This is a genomic window from Sutcliffiella horikoshii, from assembly GCF_019931755.1.
GTDB lineage: Bacteria > Bacillota > Bacilli > Bacillales > Bacillaceae_I > Sutcliffiella_A > Sutcliffiella_A horikoshii_E.
The window spans coordinates 2,016,014-2,039,218 of the sequence record NZ_CP082918.1 but is presented as its reverse complement, the minus strand read 5'-3'; the positions used below and the strand labels follow the sequence as shown (position 1 = coordinate 2,039,218).

Annotated in this window: 32 protein-coding genes and 1 pseudogene; 8 read left to right on the top strand and 25 right to left on the bottom strand. The window is 39.0% G+C overall.

Going from position 1 to position 23,205, the window contains the following annotated elements; translation table 11 throughout:
• The first annotated feature begins 17 nt into the window (after positions 1-17).
• A complete protein-coding gene (locus K7887_RS10400) occupies positions 18-1,208 on the top strand; it encodes a CapA family protein (protein ID WP_223493445.1) in 1,191 nt (396 codons plus the stop codon).
• A gap of 186 nt (positions 1,209-1,394) precedes the next feature.
• A complete protein-coding gene (locus K7887_RS10395) occupies positions 1,395-1,682 on the top strand; it encodes a HesB/YadR/YfhF family protein (RefSeq protein WP_223493444.1) in 288 nt (95 codons plus the stop codon).
• 37 nt (positions 1,683-1,719) lie between these two features.
• Here K7887_RS10395 and K7887_RS10390 read toward each other — a convergent pair whose 3' ends face one another.
• The 5 genes from K7887_RS10390 to K7887_RS10370 form a co-directional block, all read right to left on the bottom strand.
• Positions 1,720-2,025: a hypothetical protein gene (locus tag K7887_RS10390; RefSeq protein ID WP_223493443.1), complete on the bottom strand. Its 306-nt coding sequence runs from the start codon at positions 2,023-2,025 to the stop codon at positions 1,720-1,722.
• A 4-nt stretch (positions 2,026-2,029) separates the two neighbouring features.
• A complete protein-coding gene (locus K7887_RS10385; protein WP_223493442.1) occupies positions 2,030-2,455 on the bottom strand; it encodes an acyl-CoA thioesterase in 426 nt (141 codons plus the stop codon).
• 113 nt (positions 2,456-2,568) lie between these two features.
• Positions 2,569-2,811 carry a small acid-soluble spore protein Tlp gene (gene tlp / locus K7887_RS10380; RefSeq protein ID WP_223493441.1) on the bottom strand — a complete coding sequence of 81 codons (243 nt, stop codon included), beginning with the start codon at positions 2,809-2,811 and terminating at the stop codon, positions 2,569-2,571.
• Between the two features lie 92 nt (positions 2,812-2,903).
• Positions 2,904-3,047 carry an acid-soluble spore protein N gene (locus K7887_RS10375; protein ID WP_010193544.1) on the bottom strand — a complete coding sequence of 48 codons (144 nt, stop codon included), beginning with the start codon at positions 3,045-3,047 and terminating at the stop codon, positions 2,904-2,906.
• Between the two features lie 67 nt (positions 3,048-3,114).
• Entirely contained in the window at positions 3,115-3,249 is a 135-nt protein-coding gene (locus K7887_RS10370; RefSeq protein WP_082153446.1) for an FbpB family small basic protein, read from the bottom strand.
• 275 nt (positions 3,250-3,524) lie between these two features.
• On the opposite strand from K7887_RS10370, the gene K7887_RS10365 reads away from it, so the two are divergent.
• Entirely contained in the window at positions 3,525-3,983 is a 459-nt protein-coding gene (locus K7887_RS10365; protein ID WP_223493440.1) for a DinB family protein, read from the top strand.
• A gap of 16 nt (positions 3,984-3,999) precedes the next feature.
• Entirely contained in the window at positions 4,000-4,695 is a 696-nt protein-coding gene (locus K7887_RS10360) for a DUF1287 domain-containing protein (protein WP_223493439.1), read from the top strand.
• A 50-nt stretch (positions 4,696-4,745) separates the two neighbouring features.
• Here K7887_RS10360 and K7887_RS10355 read toward each other — a convergent pair whose 3' ends face one another.
• The 3 genes from K7887_RS10355 to acnA all read right to left on the bottom strand — a co-directional run bounded on the left by K7887_RS10355 (position 4,746) and on the right by acnA (position 8,519).
• The gene (locus K7887_RS10355) at positions 4,746-5,255 is read right to left on the bottom strand and encodes a TlpA family protein disulfide reductase (RefSeq protein WP_223493438.1); all 510 of its coding nucleotides are present in this window, start codon (positions 5,253-5,255) and stop codon (positions 4,746-4,748) included.
• A gap of 14 nt (positions 5,256-5,269) precedes the next feature.
• Positions 5,270-5,674, bottom strand: a complete 405-nt coding sequence (locus K7887_RS10350) for a hypothetical protein (protein ID WP_223493437.1) — start codon at positions 5,672-5,674, stop codon at positions 5,270-5,272.
• 139 nt (positions 5,675-5,813) lie between these two features.
• Positions 5,814-8,519, bottom strand: a complete 2,706-nt coding sequence (gene acnA / locus K7887_RS10345; RefSeq protein ID WP_223493436.1) for an aconitate hydratase AcnA — start codon at positions 8,517-8,519, stop codon at positions 5,814-5,816.
• 296 nt (positions 8,520-8,815) lie between these two features.
• Here acnA and sspO point away from each other — a divergent pair, with 296 nt between their 5' ends.
• Complete coding sequence (gene sspO, locus K7887_RS10340) at positions 8,816-8,965, top strand: small acid-soluble spore protein SspO (RefSeq protein ID WP_223493435.1); 150 nt, start codon at positions 8,816-8,818, stop codon at positions 8,963-8,965.
• A 138-nt stretch (positions 8,966-9,103) separates the two neighbouring features.
• Here sspO and K7887_RS10335 read toward each other — a convergent pair whose 3' ends face one another.
• Complete coding sequence (locus K7887_RS10335; RefSeq protein WP_223493434.1) at positions 9,104-9,370, bottom strand: hypothetical protein; 267 nt, start codon at positions 9,368-9,370, stop codon at positions 9,104-9,106.
• Between the two features lie 135 nt (positions 9,371-9,505).
• Between K7887_RS10335 and K7887_RS10330 the strand changes: the two genes are divergently transcribed.
• Positions 9,506-9,649, top strand: a complete 144-nt coding sequence (locus K7887_RS10330; protein WP_010193529.1) for a small acid-soluble spore protein P — start codon at positions 9,506-9,508, stop codon at positions 9,647-9,649.
• On the opposite strand, the gene selA is transcribed toward K7887_RS10330, so the two are convergent.
• Both selA and K7887_RS10320 read right to left on the bottom strand, forming a co-directional pair.
• Positions 9,633-11,030, bottom strand: a complete 1,398-nt coding sequence (selA, locus tag K7887_RS10325) for an L-seryl-tRNA(Sec) selenium transferase (RefSeq protein WP_223493433.1) — start codon at positions 11,028-11,030, stop codon at positions 9,633-9,635. The genes K7887_RS10330 and selA overlap by 17 nt on opposite strands.
• A 78-nt stretch (positions 11,031-11,108) precedes the next feature.
• Positions 11,109-11,294: pseudogene (locus K7887_RS10320) on the bottom strand (Rdx family protein); the annotation flags it as partial.
• A gap of 219 nt (positions 11,295-11,513) precedes the next feature.
• Between K7887_RS10320 and selD the strand changes: the two are divergent.
• Positions 11,514-12,578: a selenide, water dikinase SelD gene (gene selD, locus K7887_RS10315; RefSeq protein ID WP_223493432.1), complete on the top strand. Its 1,065-nt coding sequence runs from the start codon at positions 11,514-11,516 to the stop codon at positions 12,576-12,578.
• A gap of 24 nt (positions 12,579-12,602) precedes the next feature.
• Here the strand turns inward: selD and selB are convergent, their stop codons facing one another.
• From selB to K7887_RS10285, 6 genes are all read right to left on the bottom strand, one after another.
• Complete coding sequence (gene selB, locus K7887_RS10310) at positions 12,603-14,492, bottom strand: selenocysteine-specific translation elongation factor (RefSeq protein WP_223493431.1); 1,890 nt, start codon at positions 14,490-14,492, stop codon at positions 12,603-12,605.
• Positions 14,476-14,703: a spore germination protein gene (locus K7887_RS10305; RefSeq protein WP_223493430.1), complete on the bottom strand. Its 228-nt coding sequence runs from the start codon at positions 14,701-14,703 to the stop codon at positions 14,476-14,478. Before K7887_RS10305 ends, selB begins: the two co-directional genes overlap by 17 nt.
• Positions 14,704-14,763: 60 nt before the next feature.
• On the bottom strand, positions 14,764-15,255 hold the full coding sequence (locus tag K7887_RS10300) for a hypothetical protein (RefSeq protein WP_223493429.1): 492 nt from the start codon (positions 15,253-15,255) through the stop codon (positions 14,764-14,766).
• A 164-nt stretch (positions 15,256-15,419) separates the two neighbouring features.
• On the bottom strand, positions 15,420-15,569 hold the full coding sequence (locus tag K7887_RS10295) for a hypothetical protein (protein ID WP_223493428.1): 150 nt from the start codon (positions 15,567-15,569) through the stop codon (positions 15,420-15,422).
• A gap of 168 nt (positions 15,570-15,737) precedes the next feature.
• Positions 15,738-16,538 (bottom strand): hypothetical protein, encoded by an 801-nt coding sequence (locus tag K7887_RS10290; RefSeq protein ID WP_223493427.1) that lies wholly within the window; start codon positions 16,536-16,538, stop codon positions 15,738-15,740.
• A 44-nt stretch (positions 16,539-16,582) separates the two neighbouring features.
• Positions 16,583-17,416, bottom strand: coding sequence for a hypothetical protein (locus K7887_RS10285; RefSeq protein ID WP_223493426.1), 834 nt, complete (start codon positions 17,414-17,416; stop codon positions 16,583-16,585).
• Between the two features lie 213 nt (positions 17,417-17,629).
• Between K7887_RS10285 and K7887_RS10280 the strand changes: the two genes are divergently transcribed.
• Entirely contained in the window at positions 17,630-17,800 is a 171-nt protein-coding gene (locus tag K7887_RS10280; RefSeq protein ID WP_010193515.1) for a hypothetical protein, read from the top strand.
• Positions 17,801-17,848: 48 nt separating this feature from the next.
• Here the strand turns inward: K7887_RS10280 and K7887_RS10275 are convergent, their stop codons facing one another.
• The 8 genes from K7887_RS10275 to K7887_RS10240 all read right to left on the bottom strand — a co-directional run bounded on the left by K7887_RS10275 (position 17,849) and on the right by K7887_RS10240 (position 23,192).
• Complete coding sequence (locus K7887_RS10275) at positions 17,849-18,541, bottom strand: hypothetical protein (protein WP_223493425.1); 693 nt, start codon at positions 18,539-18,541, stop codon at positions 17,849-17,851.
• Positions 18,538-19,293 carry a hypothetical protein gene (locus K7887_RS10270; RefSeq protein WP_223493424.1) on the bottom strand — a complete coding sequence of 252 codons (756 nt, stop codon included), beginning with the start codon at positions 19,291-19,293 and terminating at the stop codon, positions 18,538-18,540. The genes K7887_RS10275 and K7887_RS10270 overlap by 4 nt, the downstream gene beginning before the upstream one ends.
• Positions 19,277-20,173: an ATP-binding cassette domain-containing protein gene (locus K7887_RS10265; RefSeq protein WP_223493423.1), complete on the bottom strand. Its 897-nt coding sequence runs from the start codon at positions 20,171-20,173 to the stop codon at positions 19,277-19,279. Before K7887_RS10265 ends, K7887_RS10270 begins: the two co-directional genes overlap by 17 nt.
• Before the next feature lie 3 nt (positions 20,174-20,176).
• Positions 20,177-20,557: a GntR family transcriptional regulator gene (locus K7887_RS10260; protein WP_088018188.1), complete on the bottom strand. Its 381-nt coding sequence runs from the start codon at positions 20,555-20,557 to the stop codon at positions 20,177-20,179.
• Between the two features lie 133 nt (positions 20,558-20,690).
• Positions 20,691-21,182: a GyrI-like domain-containing protein gene (locus tag K7887_RS10255; protein ID WP_223493422.1), complete on the bottom strand. Its 492-nt coding sequence runs from the start codon at positions 21,180-21,182 to the stop codon at positions 20,691-20,693.
• Between the two features lie 11 nt (positions 21,183-21,193).
• Positions 21,194-21,670, bottom strand: coding sequence for a GyrI-like domain-containing protein (locus K7887_RS10250; protein ID WP_223493421.1), 477 nt, complete (start codon positions 21,668-21,670; stop codon positions 21,194-21,196).
• Between the two features lie 80 nt (positions 21,671-21,750).
• Positions 21,751-22,410, bottom strand: coding sequence for a DUF429 domain-containing protein (locus K7887_RS10245; RefSeq protein ID WP_223493420.1), 660 nt, complete (start codon positions 22,408-22,410; stop codon positions 21,751-21,753).
• 20 nt (positions 22,411-22,430) lie between these two features.
• The gene (locus K7887_RS10240; RefSeq protein WP_223493419.1) at positions 22,431-23,192 is read right to left on the bottom strand and encodes an AAA family ATPase; all 762 of its coding nucleotides are present in this window, start codon (positions 23,190-23,192) and stop codon (positions 22,431-22,433) included.
• Between the last annotated feature and the right edge of the window lie 13 nt (positions 23,193-23,205).

The window sequence follows — 23,205 nt, the reverse complement described above, 5'->3', positions numbered from 1 at the left end:
ATAAGGGGTTAATTACAATGAATAAAAAATTTAAATACCTTCTCCCGATTTTAATTATTATGCTATTGGGAACCGTTTTTTCTGTATTGTCCTTTAAACATTTCAGCAGTTTTAATGGGAGTGATAGTCAAGAAGAACTTGTTGCAAATCCAGTGAAGCTTCATAAGTTAACAAAAGAATTAAAAACCGAAAAGGGCTTCCGAACAGAAGCAACCATTTCCGCTGTTGGGGATTTACTTATCCATAGCACGGTTTATAATGCAGCGAAAACAGGGGAAAGCAGCTATGATTTCAATCCAATGCTAAATAAGGTGAAATCCTACCTGCTTGAAACCGATATTTCCATTGCAAATCAAGAGACCATCATCGGGGGGACTGAAATAGGATTATCCAACTATCCTAGCTTTAACAGTCCATTTGAAGTGGCTGATGCCCTTCAGGAAGCCGGCGTTGATATTGTCAGCATCGCCAATAACCATACATTGGACCGTGGAGAAAAGGCGATCATGAATGCCATTAACCATTATGAAACCATTGGAATGGAGTATGTAGGTGGGTATAAGAGCAATGAAGATAAAGCAAAATTACGAACCATATCAAAGAATGGCATTGAGTTCTCATTCTTGTCTTACACATACGGAACAAACGGTATTCCCGTTCCGGAAGGGAAAGAATTTTTTGTAAACTTGATTGATCGTGAAGCGATAAAAAAAGACGTTCAAGAAGCCAAGCAAAATTCAGATGTCGTTGTAGTTGCGATGCACTGGGGGGTAGAATATATCCTTTTTCCAAATTCAGAACAGGAAGAACTTGCAGACTTCCTGGCTGAAACTGGTGTCGACATTGTGATCGGGCATCACCCACATGTATTGCAACCAATGAAGTTCATGGACAGGCCTGATGGCGGAAAGATGTTTGTTGTCTATTCTTTAGGTAATTTCCTCTCTGGGCAAAAAGACGACTATAAAGATATCGGTGGCATCCTTCAACTCCATGTGGAAAAAAACATGGATGGACAGGAAAGCAAAATTGATATTAAAGTGGACAATTTCATCCCTACTTATGTTTCACAGATTAATCCTACTAAATATCATGTTGTTCCATTAAAGGACGCGGCATCGTATGGCTTTCCTCAGGCAGAGGCTAAAAACGAGGAAATGATGAAACATATGTACCAATGGTTAAAAGATGATGAATTAAGAAACTAAATTATTAAGCATCGATCCAAAAACTTGGGTCGGTGCTTTTTATTTTACCTAAAGCTGTTTCATTTGGTTGCATATGTGGAATTCAGGTATAATAAGGTTGTATATACATATTGCGTTCATGCGAAAGCATCTTTCCTTTTTTCAAGGCAACGTAATACAATCACAGAGACAAAAGGAGTTGCTATTATGAATATTCACATGTCAGATCAAGCTTTGGAATGGTATAAAAAAGAGCTTCACCTAGAAAATGGAGACAACATAAAATTTCAAGTCCGCTATGGAGGCTACAGTACCGTGCAAAAGGGATTTTCTTTAGGGATTGTAAAAGAAGACCCAGACCAGCCTGTTGCAACCGTTGAAAAAGACGGAATTACGTTCTTTGTGGAAGAAAAAGATGCATGGTATTTTGACAATCATGATCTTCACATTAAGTTTGATGAAAAATTGAATGAACCTAAATTTGACTATGAATGAACATTAAAAAGAATTAGGGCTATTTAGTCCTAATTCTTTATTTATGCTCGAAGAAACGATTAATCTGTTTGCATTGACCTTCTTTTTTCAAAATCTCGAGCTGGGTATCTCCGATTAAATCGAAATGAGGATACTGTTCCCTTTTATGGATCCATTCTTCCTTCAACCCATATTGCCTTCCCCATTCAATAAGCTTTTCCACATCACAGCAACCAGCTTTTGTTACGGTAGTAATTCCATCAAAGCGCGGGTGAATCCAATAGTGAGTAAGGAATGCTATCTCTCCACATTTCACTTTCTCTTTCCATTGTTGAAGTTCCCCACGATTGATTCCGAAAGCCATAGTATTACTCTCCTTGCTTCTTCGCGTTTTCGTAGGCAGTATGCCACTCCGGATATTTCTTACGAATAATTATAGGTTTAAAGTTATCCTTTTTCACACAAACATGCGAGGAACTTCCCAATAGTGCAATATCCTCTTCTGGAGTAAGTATTTTATAACCATAAACTACACGGAATCCATCGTATGTTTCAATCCAAGTATGTATAGTCGCTACTTCCCCGTAACGAAGCGGTTTCTTATATGTAACATTTATATCGATTACAGGAGAAATAACTCCGTCCTGCTCCATTTCTGCGTAAGAAAAGCCTAAATCTTTTATAAGTTGTGTTCTGCCGAGTTCCATCCAAACCAGGTAATTGGCATGATACACAACCCCCATTTGATCTGTCTCCGCATAACGTACTTCAATCTCTTTTTTAGAAATTAGCATCTCTACTCCCCCATTTACTTGGCTGTATTTGATAATGATAACATAAAAGAATATTTTTCCACATAAAAAGGCCTCTAAAAAAGACGGGCATTACTCTGCCCGTCTTCCCCTTTTTACTTAAGCCCGTTTTCGCGAGCACTGGCTTCGTCTTTAATTTCAGATCTAAAAGCTGCAATGCTCTCTTCACGACGGTGGTTTTTTGCTTCAATGCGAGCTCTTTCCTCTGCATTGGCAAATTGCATGGAATCATGTGCTTCTTCAATATTTTCTATTGTATTCTGCACCATGCTTTGTAGCTTTTCTACATTATCACTGCGATCATCCGGGTTTGCACGATGTTGTTTATTTTGGTCCATAACAAAACGCCTCCCTTTATCGAATGAAAAGTTACTACAAAGATTATTCTTTGCAACGCTGCCTCGAATAATTCTTGAAATAGATGGATGTATTATTCACCCTTTGTTTGAATTACTTGAGCGTGTTTACCAGATGTATCTTGCATTTGTTTGCCTTTATTACCGCCAGCCTCTTGTGGTTGAGTGCCGATGTGGTTTGGCATAAAATGTTTTCTGCTTCCTTTTGGATTACTCATAAAAACATCCCTCCTACCTTTACTATCTCAAGGTGGAGGGATATTCATTACAAGAAAAATTTGAGAGTTATTCTGCTGCTTTATTTAACATTTTTTCTTCTAAGCGATCTTCAATTTTACGTAGCGCTTCTTCGTCTTTTAACAACAGCTGCTTGTTTTCTAAAACAAGTTCTTCAAACGAACGTTTACGGATTCTTCTCATCATCTCACCTACTTATTTATTATTGTAATAGTATTAATGTCCAAAATACTCTAAAATTATGATAACTTTATGCGAAATAAATTAGAATTTCATGAAAATTTAAAGAGGTTTGTCACTAGAAGATGGTTGCGGGAGCTAGTTATTAACTATATAACCGAATTCAGAAAATTAAAAACTGGTATAAATAGCCACAAAAACGAATATATGTTCTTGTTACTTTTATGTATTTACGGTACAATCTAATGAGAGAATATTTTGAAAAGTGAGGGTAATTGATGAATATGACCGCATCAACATATGAAGCCTATCAATACAATTTGGAGTTTTTCTATTCATTTAGAGCAAAAGAGGAAAGTGAGTTAATCAAACCTCTTTCAACAGGTAAGTGGTCAATAAAAGAAATCATCGGCCACATTTACTTCTGGGATTTATTTTTGTTGGAAAATATGGTGCCTGAAATGAAAGAAAAAGGTGTTCTACCAGACTTCCCGGATCATGATACCTACAATGAAAAAGCTATAAAATCAATTAAAACCTTTGAAGACACTAATGTACTAATTGAGGAATTTGTCACCACAAGAAAAAAGCTATTGGACAAAATAGAGAGTTTAGATCAAGAAGTTACTTTCACCATCGGGAAGAAAAGGCGCAAATATACTCCCGATTCATTCTTACGTATGTTTGTAAAACACGATATACACCATATGAAACAAATAATAAGCCTGACTGTTTGACTGGGAGCGGTGAAGCATGAAAAAGAAAGCGAGGATTTTAATTGTAGGGGCATTAATTTTTCTATTAGGATTTTCCTTTTATTTTAAGGAGGGTATTGTTTGGGACTATTTAGGAATTAATGTGTCACTTCCTTTTACCAAAACTCTGGATATCCCCACTAATTTATCCGACCATGATCAAAATAAAAACGGCACACCAGATCAGCTAGATATCGTTTTAACTGCAAGAAAAGAGGTAGAGCAGCGTACACCTTATAAAAGTGTATATTATGCCGATGGTTATCCACCTGATACAGAGGGTGTTTGTACGGACGTAGTCTGGCGTGGGTTAATGGGAGCAGGAATTAATTTAAAGGACCTAATGGATCAGGATATTGCCGAGAATACGGACTTGTATCCAAGGGTTGGTGGAACTCCTGACCCCAACATAGATTTTAGGCGTGTTCCAAATCAATCCGTATTTTTTGAAAGACATGCACAATCATTGACCACTGAAGTTAAAAAAGGAGATATAGACAACCTAGAGCAATGGCAAGCTGGAGACATTGTTGTGTTTCTAGGAGGAGATTTTGATCATGTTGGCATTGTTTCTGATAAACGTACTAAAGATGGCATTCCATATATTATTCATAACACTTACCCTTTTGCTTCTGAGATTAAGCTAACGTCGTTTAAATCGCCGATAACCGGTCATTTTCGCTGGGAATTTTAAAAGGAGGTTGCACAGTATCCATACCTGTACAACCTCCTTCTTTAACTTTCTTAATTCATTTTCGCAACCTGTTCTTCCATCAATTCATATGTCATTGGCCCTAAATGCATGTAGGATATGATACCCTCTGAGTCGATAAAAAACGTAGAAGGCATCGTCAAGACTTGATAGTGCCTAAAGATATCTTCCTTGTCTAGAAGGATCGGAAAAGTATACCCACCCTCTTCTACATATTCCTTAACTGTATCTAGACTTGGTTCACTGTCAGTCAAGTTGACAGCAAGCATTACGACATCCTCATTTTCTGTATGAAACTTCTGCATTTCAGGCATTTCAGCTCTGCACGGTCCACACCAGGTAGCCCAGAAGTTCACAATGACTTTTTTTCCTTCATAATCGGAAAGTTGTGCTGTTTTTCCATCTAATGTACTTAGCTCAAAATCAATCGCTTTTTCACCTGGCTGTGTACCAGTCGCTGGATCTTTTTCTCCAAATACCTGAAAGATAGCATAACCGCTTAATGCAACAAGAAAGGCGATTGCTATTATTTTTTTTACCATCAACATTCCCACCTTTATAAAATTGCCATTATTCCGTAATAGCTAGAGATGATTATTATAATACTTGGAATCAGAATAATTGCGGAAGTTCTAATATGTATGTTGGATTGATGAAGTTTCCAAAATAAGTATGATATTGTTACAAATACTGCAAGATAGAACCCCCTTGTCCCCCCTGTGAAAAAGAGCAGTCCATAAGGATTTGTCCAAATGATGGACGGTCTGAAAATAATAATACTAAATTTAAAAATAAGGATCCATATTAGCAATCCAGTTGTTATGTGATTTTCCACCGTCTTGACGATTTCCGGTTTCTTTCTAAGGTAAATAGCAATATAAAGATATGCTAGTAAACATGAAAAAAGAAGAACCAGATACGACTTCTTTAATAGCAGCGGACCTAATTGAATGGCATCCATACCGTTCTCCTTTACAGTGTATTACTCTCATTTAATCATAGTTAAAGGTTGTAGTTCTTTATAACCTATGTCAATTTTATAACATTTAAATCAAAAGAAAAAGCTGGCCTCATGTTTTGAGACCAGCCTATCTATTGAATTATGCTTTTAGCTTGTCGCGCAAAACCATACGCAGGATACCACCGTGACGGTAGTAATCGATTTCTACTTCGCTATCGAAACGAACAAGCGCTTCAAATTCTTTCTTGTTGCCTTCTTCGTCTGTAGCCGTAACTTTTACAAAGTCACGTGGTTTAACTGTTTCGTCAACAGCCACTTCAAACGTTTCTTTACCAGTCAAGCCAAGTACTTCTGCACTTTCGCCATCTTTGAACTGTAAAGGTAATACCCCCATTAGAACAAGGTTACTACGGTGGATTCTTTCGAAGCTTTCCGCGATAACAGTTTTGATTCCAAGTAGGTTTGTTCCTTTAGCAGCCCAGTCACGAGAGCTTCCCATACCATAGTCTTTACCAGCGATGACCATTAAGCCAGTGCCTTCTTCTTTGTACTTCATGCAAGCATCATAGATGGACATTACATCGCCAGTAGGCCAGTAAGTCGTCCAGCCGCCTTCTGTACCTGGAGCGATTTGGTTACGGATACGGATGTTTGCAAACGTACCACGCATCATCACTTCATGGTTACCACGACGAGATCCATAAGAGTTGAACTCACGAGGAGTTACACCGTTTGCTTGTAGGTATTTACCTGCAGGCGTATCTTTTCCGATAGAACCAGCTGGAGAGATGTGATCTGTAGTAACAGAATCAGCAAACTTCCCAACTACACGAAGACCAGAAAGCGGCTCTACAGTTCCTGCTTCAGCAGTCAACCCTTCAAAGAACGGCGGGTTTTGAATGTATGTGGAATCATTATCCCATGAGTACAATGCCTCATCAGAAGTTTGAATTTCATTCCAGCGCTTATTGTCATCAAATACATGCTCGTATTCTCTGCGGAATAGCTCTGGAGTTACTGTTGATTTAACAACTTCTTTCACTTCTGTCATGGAAGGCCAGATATCCTTGAAGAATACATCGTTGCCGTCTTTGTCTTTTCCGATTACATCGTTTTGAAGGTCAACGTCCACATTACCAGCAATTGCATATGCCACAACTAGTGGTGGAGATGCCAGGTAGTTACCTTTTACAAGCGGGTGGATACGTCCTTCAAAGTTACGGTTACCAGAAAGTACAGAAGTAACAAGCAAGTCATTCTCTGCCACTGCTTCTTCGATTTCATCCGCTAATGGACCGGAGTTACCGATACATGTCGCACAACCGTAACCTACGATGTTGAAACCTAATTGATCTAAATATGGTTGAAGTCCGGAATCATGAAGGTAACCTGTAACAACCTTTGAACCAGGCGCTAAGGACGTTTTCACGAAGCTTGGTACTTCCAATCCTAATTCCACCGCTTTTTTCGCAACTAAACCAGCAGCGATCAATACGTATGGGTTGGATGTATTTGTACAGGAAGTAATGGATGCAATCGCAATAGATCCTGTTTTCATTGTTGTTTTCTCACCGGAAGCCAAAGTCACTTCTACTTCTTTACTGATGTCAGTAGGAGTTAAACCATAGCCTTGGTTACCTTGTGGAGCAACTAACGCATTGCGGAATGTTTCCTGCATCATGGATAGTGGCACAAGGTCTTGTGGACGTTTAGGTCCAGAAAGGTTCGGTTCAATAGCTCCAAGGTCGATTTCTACTACATCTGTGTAGATAGGGTCAGCATCAGGGCTGAAGAACAATCCGTTTGCTTTGGAATACTCTTCTACTAATTTAATTTGCTCTTCACTGCGTCCTGTTAAGCGCATGTAATCAAGAGACTCTTCATCAACCGGGAAGAATCCACAAGTTGCTCCGTATTCAGGTGCCATGTTGGCGATTGTTGCACGGTCTGCTAGTGGTAATTCAGATACTCCAGGACCGAAGAATTCAACAAACTTACCAACCACACCATGTTTACGCAATACTTGCGTAACTTTTAATGCTAAGTCAGTTGCAGTTGTTCCATTTGGCATTGAACCTGTAAGTTTAACCCCTACAACCTCAGGAACTGGGAAATATGAAGGTTGGCCAAGCATTCCTGCTTCCGCCTCGATACCACCTACACCCCATCCAAGAACACCGATACCATTGATCATGGTTGTATGGGAGTCTGTCCCAACAAGCGTGTCAGGGAATGCTAAGTATTCGCCATTTTCTTCCACAGCGTGAACAACGTTTGCCAAGTACTCTAAGTTAACTTGGTGAACGATACCAGTTGCAGGTGGAACTGCACGGTAGTTGTCAAAGGATTTTTTAGCCCAGCTTAGGAACTTGTAACGCTCTGCATTACGTTCGAACTCAAGCTTCATGTTGAAGTCTAAAGAGTCAGCCGTACCAGCTTTGTCTACTTGTACAGAGTGGTCAATTACAAGATCAACCGGGATTTCAGGATTGATTTTCTGAGGATCTCCACCCACGTCAGCCATTGCTTTACGTAAAGATGCAAGGTCAACTACCGCTGGAACTCCTGTGAAGTCTTGAAGAATGACACGGGAAGGCTTGAATGGTACATCCACGTCCTTCTGCTCGTCTGTTCCCCATTTTGCTAAGTTTTCAACGTGCTCTTTTGTGATAACACGGCCGTCTACTTGGCGAAGAACGGATTCTAATAATACTTTAATGGAGTATGGTAAACGTGACACGTTACCAATGTTTGCTTTTTCAAGCGCTTGCAAAGAATAGTAATGATACGTTTTGCCGTTCACATCAAAAGACGTGCGGGCATTAAAAACATCTTGCTTCGTCATATGTATTACCCCCTGCTACTCATAGTTTAATAGGACCTCGCTATGAACAATTAATAGGCATTGAAAAACAAGCTTTCTTTTTTGAGGAAAGCGTTTGCGAATGTTTTTCTTTGAGACAATTTTCGAGTTGTTTCTCCCACCGAATAGTCCTTACAATATTATCTTAATACAACATTTCTCATAAGTAAATATCAATAAAGTTATCAAATCACATAAGTTACACTTATCTTTCATAATATTCCACAAATACATGCTGTTGAAACCTCAGGAGAAACTATAAATGGAGGTGAAGTGAAGTGGCAAAAAGAAAATCGAACCATGTCATCGAAGGTATGAACAATGCGAGCGGACAAGGAAAAGGTGCCGGGTACAATGAGGAACTTTCCAATGAACCTTTGACAGAAGCGCAGAAGCAGAATAATAAAAAACGTAAGAAGAATCAGTAATAGTTCTTAATGAAATCAACTCCAATTTGTTGGGGTTGATTTTTTTTTGCCAACACAATCAATTTGAAAAAAAGCCAAAAGCCAACCTAAAACCTAAATTACCGGTTCAAGATTGGCCTAACCTAACGAATCAACTCTCTACTCCAACGTATTCCCTTCACCTTGCTGCATCAGGCGTTGTAGATCTGCCTGAAATTGCATCAATTGCGGTCGTTGTGTTTCAGAAGCTACTTCTAGTGCGTTGTTGATCTGTTCGATTGCTTCGTTCACTTCATTTTCTAATCTCTTGAAATCGTGCCCATAGTTTGGATCATTTCTGACAATCGCTTCGTAAACATCTCTTGCTTGTTCTGTTCCTTGTTGTGCTGCTTGGAAAGCTTGCTGTTTATCTTTATGATATGGCATATCTTTTCGCTCCTTTAGGTCAAAGTAAATAATAGCTCTACCTATACTGCCCGTCTAAAAGAAAAATATACCTAAGACAGTCGAGCATAAACCTGTCCATTTTTCAAAAACTATAAGCAAAGGAGGAGATATACAATGAACAAAAACAGCCACAAAGATATGGTAAGAAACCAGCCTAAAGATAATCAATCAGGCCAACCCGCACCTTTAAGCGGATCTCATAAAGTGAAAAACCGTCAGCATACTCGCCAAAAGCATAATTCTAGTCACGATATGTAAGCTCGATTTTACGAAAAGCTTCCACAATTTTAGGTATCTCCCCTTGTGTGATAGTCCGGAAATCCAACATCACGTGCTGATCTTGGAGACGGACCACCACACTTGGGGTTCCTTTTCTTAGTTCATCTGCCAACGTCTGTGATGAAAGAGTATCGGTGTGCACCCTAACTGCAATGGAAGGTATTTTCACTTCTGGCATCGTTCCACCGCCAACCATTGACTCGACTTCTACAAGCTCCCAATGAAACAAATTCAAAGAGGTCACGGTATCAAGGAATACCATGGCTCTTTCTCTAACCTCTTCCATGGATAGTAACATATCTCTAACCGCTGGAATGTCTTTTGCTTTTTTGTTTGCATAAGCTTGTAATGTACCTTCTAGCGCAGCAAAACTCATTTTATCCACTCGAAGCACCCTGGCAAGCTGATGCTTTTTTAACTTATCGATATATTGCTTTTTTCCGGCTATGATACCTGCTTGTGGTCCACCCAACAGTTTATCACCGCTAAACGATACGATGTCTACACCAGTTTCTAACACTTTTTGTACAACTGGTTCCTCTCCTATGCCTGCTTCCGTGAAATCAAAAAGGACTCCGCTGCCCAGATCTTCGTAGACAATCAAATCTTCTTGAAACTGCTTTAAATCAACCAGTTGTTGTGTAGATACGGCCTCAGTAAAACCAACTATTTTAAAATTGCTTGTATGTACTTTTAACACCATGGAGGTATCATCTGAAAGAGCTTCCTTATAATCTTTCAGATGCGTTTTGTTTGTGGTCCCAACCTCCACGAGCTTCGCACCGCTCTCTTCCATAATGGAGCTGATTCGAAAAGAACCTCCAATCTCCACAAGCTGGCCTCTTGAAACAATTACTTCTTTCCCTTTGCCAAACGCATTCAAGATGAAAAACACTGCTGCCGCGTTATTATTTACTACCATGGCAGCTTCCGCACCAGTTACCTCTTTAATTAAATCCTCGACAATATCATGCCTTGAGCCCCGCTTACCTGAATCAATATCAAATTCTAAATTGGAATAGTTAGAAGCCACTTCAACAACTCGGTTAATTGCGTCTCTACTTAACCTTGTGCGTCCAAGATTTGTATGTAAGATCGTCCCCGTTGCATTGATAACTGGCAGCAGTCGTGACTTATTTTTTCTATTCAACATCAGTTCCATTTGATTCCATATTCTAGAAGTGATATCCGAACCCTCTAGATCACCCGCAATAATTTGATTTCTAAGCCCCTCTATTGCCATTCTCAAAATGGAGGTCATAACTGTTTTATCAACATCATACTTTTTGCTTAATTGCATAAATGTAGGTTGATTTTGCAGTTCATGTATAGGGGGAATGCTTCGAAGTAATTCTTTCATATTTTCACCTTTTCCGTTCGGTCATTCTCCTATTATATCCTAATAAAAAGGTAAAAGAGAAGGGTTCCCCCTCCTCTCTTACTTGCCTTCCAATTGAGCAATGATGTCTTCCGCTTTCGGAAACACACCGGTTTCTTTTTTAGAAAAGATTGTTTCTCCATTTACCGTCACTTCAAATTTTCCACCGGAGCTTGGGATCAGCTCCATAGAGGAGATATCCGTTCGGAAGTGGCTGAATAGTAATTCCGCGAAACTCGCGGCTTTTGGCGCGTAGTTTCACTGCATGCAAAATTCGATAGATACTTTGAAATTGCTCATGAGTTTTCCTCCTATGCAAGTTTTTACTACGATGACCAAGATATTCCTTCCCAGTCATTAATATTATCATAGTACATCTATTACCTTTTCGCAAAATTCAAATCTTTATCACTGGTAAACCACTCATTGGACGAATATACTTAGTACATGACAGGAGGTGCCCTAATGAGTGAACACGAAAAAATTCGTTTAACATCACTATCTACGAAAGCTGGTTGAGGCTGCAAACTTGGTCCTAGCGACCTCGCGCAAGTTTTGCGTGATTTACCTGCGAATAACCACGATCCTAATTTGTTAGTAGGCTTTAGCACTTCTGATGATGCCGGAGTATATAAAATCACTGATGACATTGCGATGATCCAGACGCTCGATTATTTTACACCAGTTGTGGATGACCCTTACATGTTTGGACAAATAGCTGCTGCGAATGCATTGAGTGACGTTTATGCAATGGGTGGCACCCCAAAAACAGCACTAAATATTGTCGGATATCCAATAAAGAAATTGGGACCCGAAATTCTCCACTCTATCCTTTCAGGGGCGTTGGATAAAGTGAAGGAAGCAGGAGCAGTCATTGTCGGTGGACATTCCATTGATGACCAGGAACCTAAATTCGGCTTATCTGTTACAGGGTTTGCCCATCCAAATCATATATGGAAAAATATTGGTGCTCGCACTGGGGATGCACTTGTATTAACAAAGCCTATTGGGGTAGGGATCATCACTACCGCCATAAAACGAGGAAAAGCTACAGATGAACAAATTACTCTCGTAACGCAGACAATGGCTTCCTTAAACAAACATGCAGCTGAAACATTGAAAGAATACAATCCGAATGCCGTTACAGACGTTACTGGTTTTGGACTGCTCGGACATGCAAGTGAAATCGCACGTGGAAGCGGCGTAAGCTTACATATCGACCTGAAGAAAGTTCCTGTTTTATCGGGAACATATGAGTTGGCAGAAGCAGGCGTAGTGCCTGGTGGATCTAAGTCCAACCATCAATGGTTAGAGAATGAGGTTTATTACCCTGATTCCATCTCTTTTCATGAGCAGCTGGTGTTGTGTGACGCTATCACATCTGGAGGCATGCTAGTCAGCATGCCTAAAACGGAAGCGTATCAGTATGTAAGCAAGCTAAAAGAAAGAAATGTGCATGCTGCTGTCATTGGATCTGTCACAGAAAAAAGAGAAAAATGCATTTATGTAAGCAAAAACGGTGCCAACTGATTACTTTCAGTAGCACCGTTTTCATTATCTCCAATACCGAACAGAATCTTCTCTTTTCGTAATCTGTAAGGCATCTAGCAATTCCATATAAGGGATCAAATACTTTCTGGATAATCCGAGTTCCTCTTTTACTCCGCTCAGCTCTAATTCCTGTGAATACTTCCTCTTTAGTTTAGAGACAGAACTTTCTATGATTTTTACACTGACTAAATGCTTATCATCCAACACGTATACTTTTTCCTGCCTGATTAAATAATGCTGAAGATCACGCAGTTCTTTTTCAGGAAGTCCCGTCTCTCGTCCATACTGCTCAAAAGGTTTAGGAGTAAGACCGTCCCCCTCAATACCAGACACAACCTGTTCCATTCTTTTTTTCCAAGAAACAGGATAATGCGGTTCAAAGCTGGCATCATATAATAAACTTTCATCTCGCATTATTTTTCCGTCGTCTTGTAGTGATTGAATGACATGTTCTACTAAATTCTTAGGTACCGAATTTGAAAAGTTTGAAAGTATTTCAGCCTTTGCCACTCCTGCTTTTAATGGATTGGCCTCATGGAAAGCATGGATGTAGCTGGTTACTTGATGCAAAGTGGCTTTTACATTTTCTGAACCTGTATAGAATTTATCCATGATCTTAATCAGTTTCCCGACTTCCAGTAAAGAATCCAGCTCCATTTTGGTCAATCCTGTTTCTTCCTGTAAATCTTTAGATTCTAACAGCTTATTTTTACTGAAAGCTTGAGTGACCCTTTCTTCTGGACTCCCTTCCTTCACTTTTTGTAGTGTTCGAATTGTGTTTTCTCCAAACTTATATTTGGAGCCTTTTGCTTGAATCACCCAGCCACCGCCCACTGTTTCGACTGGAGTAGGTCTTCTGACGATGAACTTGTCTCCTCTTTTTGCTGTTATTTGTTCCTCTAAACGCAGCTGACACAAGACTTCTTCATTTGAATCTTGATATTCATTTCGATCAAAAAAGATGATTTTCCCCATCACTTCGGCTGTACCGATATGTACTTTCAATACACTTCTTTGCTTAATCGGATATTGCAGCTTCTTAATGAATTTTAAACTGACATCAATGGTATCTGTTGTTTCATATGTCTCGGAAAGAACGAGTACATCCCCTCTGTTGATATCCTCCGCACTAATATTGGGAAGATTAACGGCAACCCGCTGACCAGCCTTTGCATTATTAACCATTTTATTATGTACTTGCAGCTGCCTTGCTTTTACCGTTATTCCAGCAGGAAGAATTTGAAGCTCATCATCAGTATGAACCATCCCCTCCATAATCGTTCCCCGGACAACCGTCCCTTGTCCTTTAATGGTAAATACCTGATCAATCGGCAAACGGAAATCTCCGGATTCTTGCTTATGTTGTATGTCCTCTAATTGTCCAAGTAGCGTTTCCTTTAAATCATCTATGCCAATATTTTTAGTGCTGTCCAAGAAGACAACTGGTGCATGATGAAATACGGAATCCTCTAACTCGTCCATTATTTCCTCTTTCACCAAATCCAATAAATCATCTTCCACCTTATCTTTTTTCGTAATGGCAATGATTCCTTTCTGGATTTGGAGAAACTTTACTATTTCCAGATGTTCTTTCGTCTGTGGCATTACCCCTTCATCTGCAGCGACGACCAAAATGACCAGGTCGATTCCTGAAACCCCTGCAATCATCTGACGAATGAACCGTTCATGGCCAGGCACATCTATAATGGATAAAAGAGAACCGTCATCCATTTTTAACGGCGCATACCCGAGTTCAATGGATATTTTTCTCTCCTTCTCTTCTTTGAGTCGATCCGTATCCACACCAGTCAACGCTTTTGTCAACGTGGTTTTGCCGTGATCGATATGCCCTGCCATTCCGATTGTATAGTGTTTACTACTCAAACCCCTCACCTATTTCGTCATTTATTTCTACTTTTTTCTTACCGCAAACATTCACCACACTAATCTTTGTAAATGTTTTGATACATTGTCCAAGATTTCCGGAACCAGAGCCTGTAACACCAGTTTCCTCGGCTATCGGACAAGCTTTAAATATATTTCCGAAGTTTACGACCCCACCATTTACATTCTTTATTACAACTTTGTTAATAAAACAACCCATCTCCGCCACCCCTTTTTGATAGCGTATGATAGCATGTTTGTGCTTGTATAGGTGGACGTCCTATTTTTTATAATGTTGTTTCAAGTATTGTTGCCACTCTTCTTCTGTCCAAGATGTGTGCCTTTTTTCCTGTAAAAAACCCTTTTTCCATTGCCTTTTGACATTTGCAACCTCATTTGCCTGGATACTGCTCTGATTAAGCGCTTTAGCCCGGATATCGTCCCAATCAGGTTTTCGATCTCCCGGCGGCAGTGAAAGAAAAGGATCAAATATTAACTTCAATACCATAAGTATTAACAAGAAACAGAGGATAACCTTTACGAAAGTATGTATCGGTAAGAAAAACACAATTAGAGCGAAAAACACCAAAACTGTCCAGATTTTGCCGCTCAAGTTCTTCATTATTTTCCTACTAACCTGACTGCTGTTTTGCACTTGGGTTTCGTATTTATTTTCGATTTCACAGTCCACACAATATGGTTCAATCTCTTGGGTGGCCCTGTTATATCGCTCCACAAGTACCTTTTTATGCTTTGTACAATATAAGTCCAAATCGTTCCTCCATTAAAACTGTCTTTATCCATGATTATACCAATCAATTGGGTAAACTTAAAATATTCTACGGTAGAATGCAAAAGAAGCGTCACCAATAGTCGGTACGCTTCCCCCTTCTTGCTTTTCCATTATGTAGGATTGCAAGATCATTAATTTGAACGTTAGTAGTTTAGTTTTATTGGATTTACTAAAGCTGGTAGTGTTTCAGTTGCATCAGATACATTTACTTCGACTACTTTAAAGTCAGTTGCAAAAGTCTCCAATTTGTATTCTGCAAATTCTTTTCCGTCTCTTAAAATTAGTTCTTTCATAGATCATACTTCCTTTCGAAATTTTTATCACACAATGGAAAGTATATGCGCTTTGTGAAAAAATGTGACAAGGAAGTGTAAAAATGGGTTGGTCTATTAACATGCTGGTAACAACCGAAATTCAAAAAAACTCCAGGGCTCATAAAAACCCTGGAGTCTACTACTTAATTATTCTACTTCAGTTTCATCTTCTTCAGCTGTTTCTTCCTCTACCGTAATACGAACGGCAGATTGAAGTGCAGCATGTTCTTTCGCTTTTTCGTTAGCATTTTTGCTACCGTTGGCGTTTTGTTTGTTCTCAACAGAAGGACTTACCTTTTCAGTAGTTTCTTCCGTCGTTTCCTCCGTTACTTCTTCTGCTGCTTCTTCCGTCGTTTCTTCAGTCACTTCTTCTGTTGCTTCTTCCGTTGCTTCTTCTGTAGTTTCCTCAGTCACTTCTTCTGTTGCTTCTTCTGTAGTTTCCTCGGTCACTTCTTCTGTTGCTTCTTCTTCCACAACTTCATCAGCTTTACCGTGTACAGCAGCATTTGGCGCAGCATTCAGTTTCGCTTGTTCATTGGCTTTTTCACTTGCCATGGAACGGCCTTTGTTTACTTTTTGCTTCTTTTCTACTTCTACCGATTCTTCCGTTACAGGTTCTTCCTGAACTTCATCCATAACCGGTTGTGCTTCTTTAGGCTCTTCCATTTTTTCTTCCTTGGAATGATGTACCGGAGAGTTAGCAGAAGCATTAGCTTTCGCCTGATCGCTAGCATTTTCGCTTGCTTTTGACTTTGCTTTATTTTCAGCGGAAGGATTCACTTTCTCCTCTTTTACAGATTTCGCTTGGACTTCAACCTTTTGTGCTGCATTTGGCTTGTTTTCTTTTCCAGCAGCCTCACTCATTCCAACTCCGAATCCTAAAGAAAGTACACCTGCTAAAACTAAAGATTTTACGACTGTTTTACCGTTTAAAAAGTTGATTTTCATTATTAATTCGCTCCCTTTTCCATTTCATATAGTTTTATATATTATTAGAAAAAAAGAGCATTTTCCGGTGGTGGTGCTGGTGGCGCATTAACCCATTGGTCCCGATAAATATGTTGCCTCATCACATAAGGTTGCAGGAAATTCACTCGTATTTCCTCTAAGGAATTTGCTATAAGATCAACGATAGATTTTGATGATACTTTCTGATCAGAAGAATGCCCTTTCGAGTTACTTCCTGAAGGTTTAGTCTGAGATATAAAAAATTCCTGAGACTCTTTTTTAGGAAATTGCTCTGGGAGATTCTCTATCGGTATATCGTCATTGTCCTCTATGGTTATAGAGTTTATCTCCTGATTTTTTGACGGTTCTTCTGCAGAACTATTATCTGATCTATTTGCCGATTTTTCGTGTAGTTGCTCTATTTGAACCTGTTCAACCGGCTCAAAACCTCCACTTATCATTACAGTTTCGGATGATTCCTTAGGTTTAGACACTTTATGTATAGGCCGATTTGGATTCGATTTCTTCCCTTTTTCCGTTTTCATCATCCGAGCTTCTTTTGCTTTCTCGTTTGCCTGATCAGGTAGCTTTTTTGACGGTTCAGGTTGCTTTTCTTTGTGTGGTAAAACTAACTCCGGCTTCTTTGAATGATCAGCCTTCGGACTTTCAGCCTTGCTGGTAGTCACTTTAGCGTTCTCGTTGCGAGAAGACACAGATTTACCATTCCCTTTAGACTCAGCTATCTTGGAAGTCTTATTTACAGCAGGTTTTCCATTCCCGTCAGCTTGATTTGCCCCTTTTTCAGCAAATCCGATTGTAGGTAAAAGCAGTAAAAACAGAAAGGCAAGTGAAAAAATCAAACTGTTACGCACATTCATCGCTTCACCTCCTTTCCTTATGTAACGCACATAACTACTATAATATTCCTCAAAAGGTATTATTTTTTGTCGGTTATCTAGGAAAATTGTTAGAAAATGAAGAATTTTCGAGGCTTTTCCGGTTTGAAAATTCCTAGGAATTTTTTTCTAGGTTGTACCTACGACCAAACTGCATATGTTAGACTAACATCGTAATCTAAGGGGGAATATTATTTGGAGACTTTCGGTAGAGGTTGTTTATATGTCATTATTGGCATCGGGGTATTATTTTTATTAGCCATCGTGACACAAAGCCACATCAATATTCCGTTCTTTATCGCCATTCCTTTGGTTATACTGGCTTTTTATATCGCGAAAAAGAAAACAGATGAGAAAAACAGATAACCAAGCATGAATACTCTTTTCATGCTTGGTTTTTCTTCTGCATCAAATCTATTTAACTTCTAATATATTGTGGTATTCCTCGTTCCATATAACTTCTACATCTTCAGGGACTTTCACATAAATAATAGCATCTCTCGATGAACGACCGTATCCTTGCATACTGGAGCGTTCTCCACTGAACTGTGTAAAGGGAAACTCCGGTGCTGTATACGCCATATTCTTTTCAAAGAATGTAGGGTGCACAATCTCTAACAAATCGTTTGAAAACTCCATAGTTGGGGGTGGCAATTCATTTGAGAGGTCAAACTCTTCAATAAATAATAGACCTTTGTACAATATGACTTCTATTTCACCCTCTAAATCTGGCGTTCTTTCAAACATTACCATATATTCTGGTGTATAATTATCTTGAACCTTAATCTCAAGCTCCTGTCCAGAGAGTTCATACAATTTCTTACTAGATAAATAGTCTTCCTCGATATCTTCTTTATTCATCAGTCTTTCATAAAGGAGAGAGGAACTTTCCTCTGCGCCCTCACCCTTCCATTCCATATGCTCAGCTTCAGGCATCAGGAAATATATCACCATGGAACAAAGTAATATGATTATATATCCACTTAAAATCAAGCTGTTTTTCTTAATGGAAGTAGTGAACTTAACACCTCTTGTAAGTAGGAGAAAGACAAAAATGATAATCCCGAGAAAAATGATTAAATTGATGACTCCTGCCATTGGGCTCATTGTCTAACCCCCATTCTATTGAATATTGCTACGGATCCTGCGAAGAGAACGAACACCGTTACGAGCACTTTTAGAACGAATGTAATAAATGATGTTTCCAAGTAGAAGAATTCCACAATGGAAGCAAGGCCACTGACCTGGTTGATGAAGCCTCCAAAAAATAGATACCCAACAAAAAGGACAGGAACAAGGATTTTGAACAGGCTTGAAATCCTAACCAAAGTCCCTACAAAGTATCCTGCAGCACCACATAACAAAATATATAAAAAGGCAGTCAACGTACCCAAGATTAGGAAGCTGCCTATGTTCATAGAAATCGGCGAATGATAAAAGGAATCAAATTTAGGTAAGAATAGCACGATTACTTGCAGTAGGTATTTGGCCATAAGGGCTGTTATAGTGCCGATAACACTTACAACTAACACAAAGAAAACATTGGACAGATCACTGCTCAACCTGTTTGTTACAAAAGAAAAATCCTCGTCTCTGTAAGCTTTTGAAGTGATGATGATGGATACGATAAACACCCATAACATAGTAAATACGAAAATCAGATTTCCAGAATAATAATGAATATTCAAGCTGATTCGTTCGGATCCACCAGTTGAGTTGCCTACTCCATTTAAGGAGAACAAGACTGCGATTACTTGTAGAATGATTAACGATATATAAACACCAGAATAGGCAGTTATTTTGTATAAAAATTGTCTCTTTACAACTTGATCAAGTGTCACTTTATTCAAAGACAGCATCAATTCCACCTCTTCCTTTACTAGTCAAATAGATGCAGACATCACTGGAAGAAACAGAGGAAAGTTCAAATCCATGTATTCTTGCATCTTGAATGATTTTAGCTTTAAAGTGATTTTCAATAACGACATAGGTTCCTTCTGTACCAATCGATCTCCTATATAGCACCTCTTTATCCTCCAGCCATTCGTTGAGAACACTCTTCTTTCCCTGGATGCCTATTGCATAATCCTTGATATCGGAAACAGGGAGGTGTAATAGCTTTTCTCCATTTTTCAAAAGAATAATGTCCTCTAAAAGGTCCTCTATCTCTTCCAAATGATGACTGGAGATGAGGATGGTACGTGGGTATGCGATGTAATCTTTTTGGAGGGCACGATAGAAATCTTTGCGAACGGATGCGTCCATTCCAGTTGTTGGTTCATCAAACATAGTCAGCACACAACGTGATGCTAAGCCGACAATCATATTGAAAGTGCTCTTCATCCCCTTAGATAATTCACTATGACGATATTCATCACGAAAAGAAAAGTAATCAAATAGTTTTCTAGCAAGCTCTGCATCCCAATTTGAATAAAATGAAGCAGATGCATGCAGAATCTCTCCAAGGCTTAATGAGACTGGAAATGCCATCTGATCATCCACAAGTATACTGTTGGCAGAAACAAGTAAACTGTTATATGGCTCTTCATTAAAGACTTTCATCTCCCCGGATGTCTGTCTCTGAAAACCAGCCATTATTTTCAAAAGAGTCGTTTTTCCTGCACCGTTTCTCCCAATCAACCCTGTTATCTTATTTTCACTAATTTGGAAACTCAGGTCATTAAGTGCCTTTGATCGACCGTATTTCTTAACCAAGCCCTCACAATTCACTACTTTCATCCATTACTCCCCCTTGCTCTGTTTACTTTCCTTTCTTACCATCTCAAGCAGTTCATCCATCCCTACATTTAATTGTTCAGCCTCTGAGACGAGTTCAGTAACCAGTCTTTTCAACGTATGTTCCCGCCTTTTCGTCAGGATGATAGCTTGTGCTGCTTCTGTTACAAACATGCCGAGCCCCCTCTTTTTATATAAGACATCATCTTCTACCAATAATGTAAGGCCCTTTGCAGCAGTTGCAGGGTTTATATTAAAGATTTCAGCTAATTGATATTGAGAATACACTTTTTGATCCTGTAGAAAATTCCCGTTCAGGATCTCTGTCTCAAGCCATTCGGCAATTTGCACATAAATCGGTTTTGTACCATCCGTGTTTAAGATCAATGTTCCACCTCCATCCAACCATAGTGCATTAGTGTTGTAATGTAGTATATTATAATTACCAAAATAATGCAACGGCTATTGAGGAAATTTTTTACACAAAAAAACGACACCAGCTAGTGGCATCGTTTTATGTTCATGATTTTAATTCAATTGGAATAAGGATATCAAAATGGGGATCTTCTAAATCTCTATCAACAGGATATCTCTCATGCTTTATTGGAAGATCATCGAAATATTCTATACCTTTTTCTTTTAACGGTTGATAGTCACACTCTTTAAACCATTGATAAATTCCCGTATAGGTCACGCCAATATCTTTTCCTTTAGGGTGCTTTACTATTAAATAGGTCATCTCAGGAACAATGATTTCTATCATTCCAGGCAGTATCTCCTGTTGTTCACCTACTTCAAAAACAGAATAATGAACAAACCCATCAAATCTTAGATGATAAGATAACCCTAATTGCGTTTCAGGTTCTTTTGCAAAAGCAAACTCACCAACCCTTTTACTCATCTGTAAAATCACTTCTTTTAATTGTGGCACCTCTGCATAGGCACCTTCCCACTTTACCCCCATTGCCCGATAAGAAGGAATAGTTACTATTTCACCAACTAATGTTTTCATATCATAACCCCCTATTCGACTATAGGAATATATAATTCTACGATTTCTTCCTCTACATTGTCTTCAAAATAAAAAACTTCGATAGGAAAAGCTTTCTCTAGACTTTCTTGCCTGTGTCCATTTTCCTTCATCCAAGAGAAGATTCTGTCATAACCTATATCAACTGTTTTGTTTGAGCAGCTTATTTTTGCATAAGTTGTGAGGGGGATATTTAATGCCATCATCCCTTTAGGAATATCTTCATATTCCTGCACTTCCACACAGGCAAAATAAGTAGCAACCAGACTGTTTGCAAGGTACGGACTATAAATCACATCACGATTTACCGCATGCCTCACTTCGTCTCTTCTATTCTCAAATTCTTGTTGTACATTCATGGCAACTTCAGGAAAGGACTTTGGAAAATTACCTGTGGCACATTGACCAACTAACTGAAGTTTTTTTTGAACGACTTCACATTTGAATGTTGCAATGGAATTCTGAATCATACAAACACCCTCCTTTTGGATATATTCACCAATAATTGATTTCGAGATTAATGATAAATATCCTTTTTTAGTTTTTGCATTTAACAACAATAATCAAATGGATGAAGGGGAGGCTGTGCTGTAAATATCCATTTCGGTTCTAACTTTTCATCAGCCCAGTGCCACGCTGCCAATGCTGCTGCACAAGAATCAATAGAGTGGCTCTCATTTTCTACAGCATTTGGCAACCCGATAACATTTTGTTGTTCAAACCATTTCTTAAGATATTTTCGTGTTGAAAGATTTTGCTTGTATGTAAGAACATATTCTAATTCTTTTTCCGTTACTCTCGCCCCCATCGCCGCTCCAGGATGCACTTCAACTATAGAAACTGGAAAATTCGTTTGGAGTTTCTCTATCTCTCTCGTGAGTTTTATCCCTCTTAACGTTAGATATACCATTCTAGTAAATGTCGGCGGCATAATGGAACCTGGCTTCATCCCAAAGGAAACGATAAATTTTCTTAACTGTTTATCACTTATTCTGTCTCCACCACCATCCTGATAGGATAATGGAGCATCTATTCCTATGACGAGCTCATCTAATTTACTTAAGTCAATAATTTCGTTTATTATTTCTTCATCGCTGATGTTTGAAATCATTTTTTTGAACGTTAAATAATTCTCATTCTGTTTAAAGACGGTAAGCACGGTATCCTTATGATTACTTGGACCTGCCAAATCCAGCCCGATTACAATCATGTTACTACCTCCTTAATCATTCATTCAGGCTGAAACAGGTGATACAGCATTCTTTCCCTATCATCAAAAAACTGCTTCATAATACTATGGTGTGGTGTCTCTTCGAGGGATGTTTCAAACATTCCTTCTTCCGTAAGCTCCAGAATTTTTGCGTCAGGGTAAGCCATGACGATGGGTGAGTGGGTAGAAATGATGAACTGCGATCCATCTTGCACCAGCTCATTAATTCTGGCAAGCATGGACATTTGCCTAAGCGGAGATAAAGCAGCTTCCGGCTCATCCAAAATATATAACCCTTTCCCTTGAAACCTTTCCACAAAAGCTGCGAAAAAGGACTCTCCATGGGATTGTTGATGTAGAGATTTCCCTCCAAAAGAATCAATGATCCTTCTTCCGCCGCCTTGTTCCCTATCCATTTCCTCAATATTGGTTGCAACATTATAGAAGGTCTCTGCTCTAAAGAAAAAGCTATCCTCTGGTCTCTCTGCACCTTTTATAACGCGTAAATGGTTGTCTAATTCAGAGTGGGAGTCGTAGCTTGTAAAGTTGAAATTCAGCGTTCCACCCTCAGGATTAAAGCCTAACGCAATAGCTATCCCCTCAAGTAACGTGGATTTACCCATCCCATTTTCCCCAATGATGTAGGTGACATTAGGATGCAGGTGGAGTGTATTTAAGTTTTTTATTACGGGTAGGTTGAAAGGAAATTGATCGAATGTGGGAATGGTTTCTCTTTTTAATGTGATTCCTCTTATGTATTGGGTTTCTTTCTCTAATTTCAACTTTTTCTCCCTC

Excerpts from the sequence above, each read along its gene's own strand:
- K7887_RS10400 (WP_223493445.1), top strand. The coding sequence starts at position 18 with ATGAATAAAAAATTTAAATACCTTCTCCCGATTTTAATTATTATGCTA.
- K7887_RS10395 (WP_223493444.1), top strand. The coding sequence starts at position 1,395 with ATGAATATTCACATGTCAGATCAAGCTTTGGAATGGTATAAAAAAGAG.
- K7887_RS10390 (WP_223493443.1), bottom strand. The coding sequence starts at position 2,025 with ATGGCTTTCGGAATCAATCGTGGGGAACTTCAACAATGGAAAGAGAAA.
- K7887_RS10385 (WP_223493442.1), bottom strand. The coding sequence starts at position 2,455 with ATGCTAATTTCTAAAAAAGAGATTGAAGTACGTTATGCGGAGACAGAT.
- tlp (WP_223493441.1), bottom strand. The coding sequence starts at position 2,811 with ATGGACCAAAATAAACAACATCGTGCAAACCCGGATGATCGCAGTGAT.
- K7887_RS10375 (WP_010193544.1), bottom strand. The coding sequence starts at position 3,047 with ATGAGTAATCCAAAAGGAAGCAGAAAACATTTTATGCCAAACCACATC.
- K7887_RS10370 (WP_082153446.1), bottom strand. The coding sequence starts at position 3,249 with ATGAGAAGAATCCGTAAACGTTCGTTTGAAGAACTTGTTTTAGAAAAC.
- K7887_RS10365 (WP_223493440.1), top strand. The coding sequence starts at position 3,525 with ATGAATATGACCGCATCAACATATGAAGCCTATCAATACAATTTGGAG.
- K7887_RS10360 (WP_223493439.1), top strand. The coding sequence starts at position 4,000 with ATGAAAAAGAAAGCGAGGATTTTAATTGTAGGGGCATTAATTTTTCTA.
- K7887_RS10355 (WP_223493438.1), bottom strand. The coding sequence starts at position 5,255 with ATGGTAAAAAAAATAATAGCAATCGCCTTTCTTGTTGCATTAAGCGGT.
- K7887_RS10350 (WP_223493437.1), bottom strand. The coding sequence starts at position 5,674 with ATGGATGCCATTCAATTAGGTCCGCTGCTATTAAAGAAGTCGTATCTG.
- acnA (WP_223493436.1), bottom strand. The coding sequence starts at position 8,519 with ATGACGAAGCAAGATGTTTTTAATGCCCGCACGTCTTTTGATGTGAAC.
- K7887_RS10335 (WP_223493434.1), bottom strand. The coding sequence starts at position 9,370 with ATGCCATATCATAAAGATAAACAGCAAGCTTTCCAAGCAGCACAACAA.
- K7887_RS10330 (WP_010193529.1), top strand. The coding sequence starts at position 9,506 with ATGAACAAAAACAGCCACAAAGATATGGTAAGAAACCAGCCTAAAGAT.
- selA (WP_223493433.1), bottom strand. The coding sequence starts at position 11,030 with ATGAAAGAATTACTTCGAAGCATTCCCCCTATACATGAACTGCAAAAT.
- K7887_RS10305 (WP_223493430.1), bottom strand. The coding sequence starts at position 14,703 with ATGGGTTGTTTTATTAACAAAGTTGTAATAAAGAATGTAAATGGTGGG.
- K7887_RS10295 (WP_223493428.1), bottom strand. The coding sequence starts at position 15,569 with ATGAAAGAACTAATTTTAAGAGACGGAAAAGAATTTGCAGAATACAAA.
- K7887_RS10290 (WP_223493427.1), bottom strand. The coding sequence starts at position 16,538 with ATGAAAATCAACTTTTTAAACGGTAAAACAGTCGTAAAATCTTTAGTT.
- K7887_RS10285 (WP_223493426.1), bottom strand. The coding sequence starts at position 17,416 with ATGAATGTGCGTAACAGTTTGATTTTTTCACTTGCCTTTCTGTTTTTA.
- K7887_RS10275 (WP_223493425.1), bottom strand. The coding sequence starts at position 18,541 with ATGAGCCCAATGGCAGGAGTCATCAATTTAATCATTTTTCTCGGGATT.
- K7887_RS10270 (WP_223493424.1), bottom strand. The coding sequence starts at position 19,293 with ATGCTGTCTTTGAATAAAGTGACACTTGATCAAGTTGTAAAGAGACAA.
- K7887_RS10265 (WP_223493423.1), bottom strand. The coding sequence starts at position 20,173 with ATGAAAGTAGTGAATTGTGAGGGCTTGGTTAAGAAATACGGTCGATCA.
- K7887_RS10255 (WP_223493422.1), bottom strand. The coding sequence starts at position 21,182 with ATGAAAACATTAGTTGGTGAAATAGTAACTATTCCTTCTTATCGGGCA.
- K7887_RS10250 (WP_223493421.1), bottom strand. The coding sequence starts at position 21,670 with ATGATTCAGAATTCCATTGCAACATTCAAATGTGAAGTCGTTCAAAAA.
- K7887_RS10245 (WP_223493420.1), bottom strand. The coding sequence starts at position 22,410 with ATGATTGTAATCGGGCTGGATTTGGCAGGTCCAAGTAATCATAAGGAT.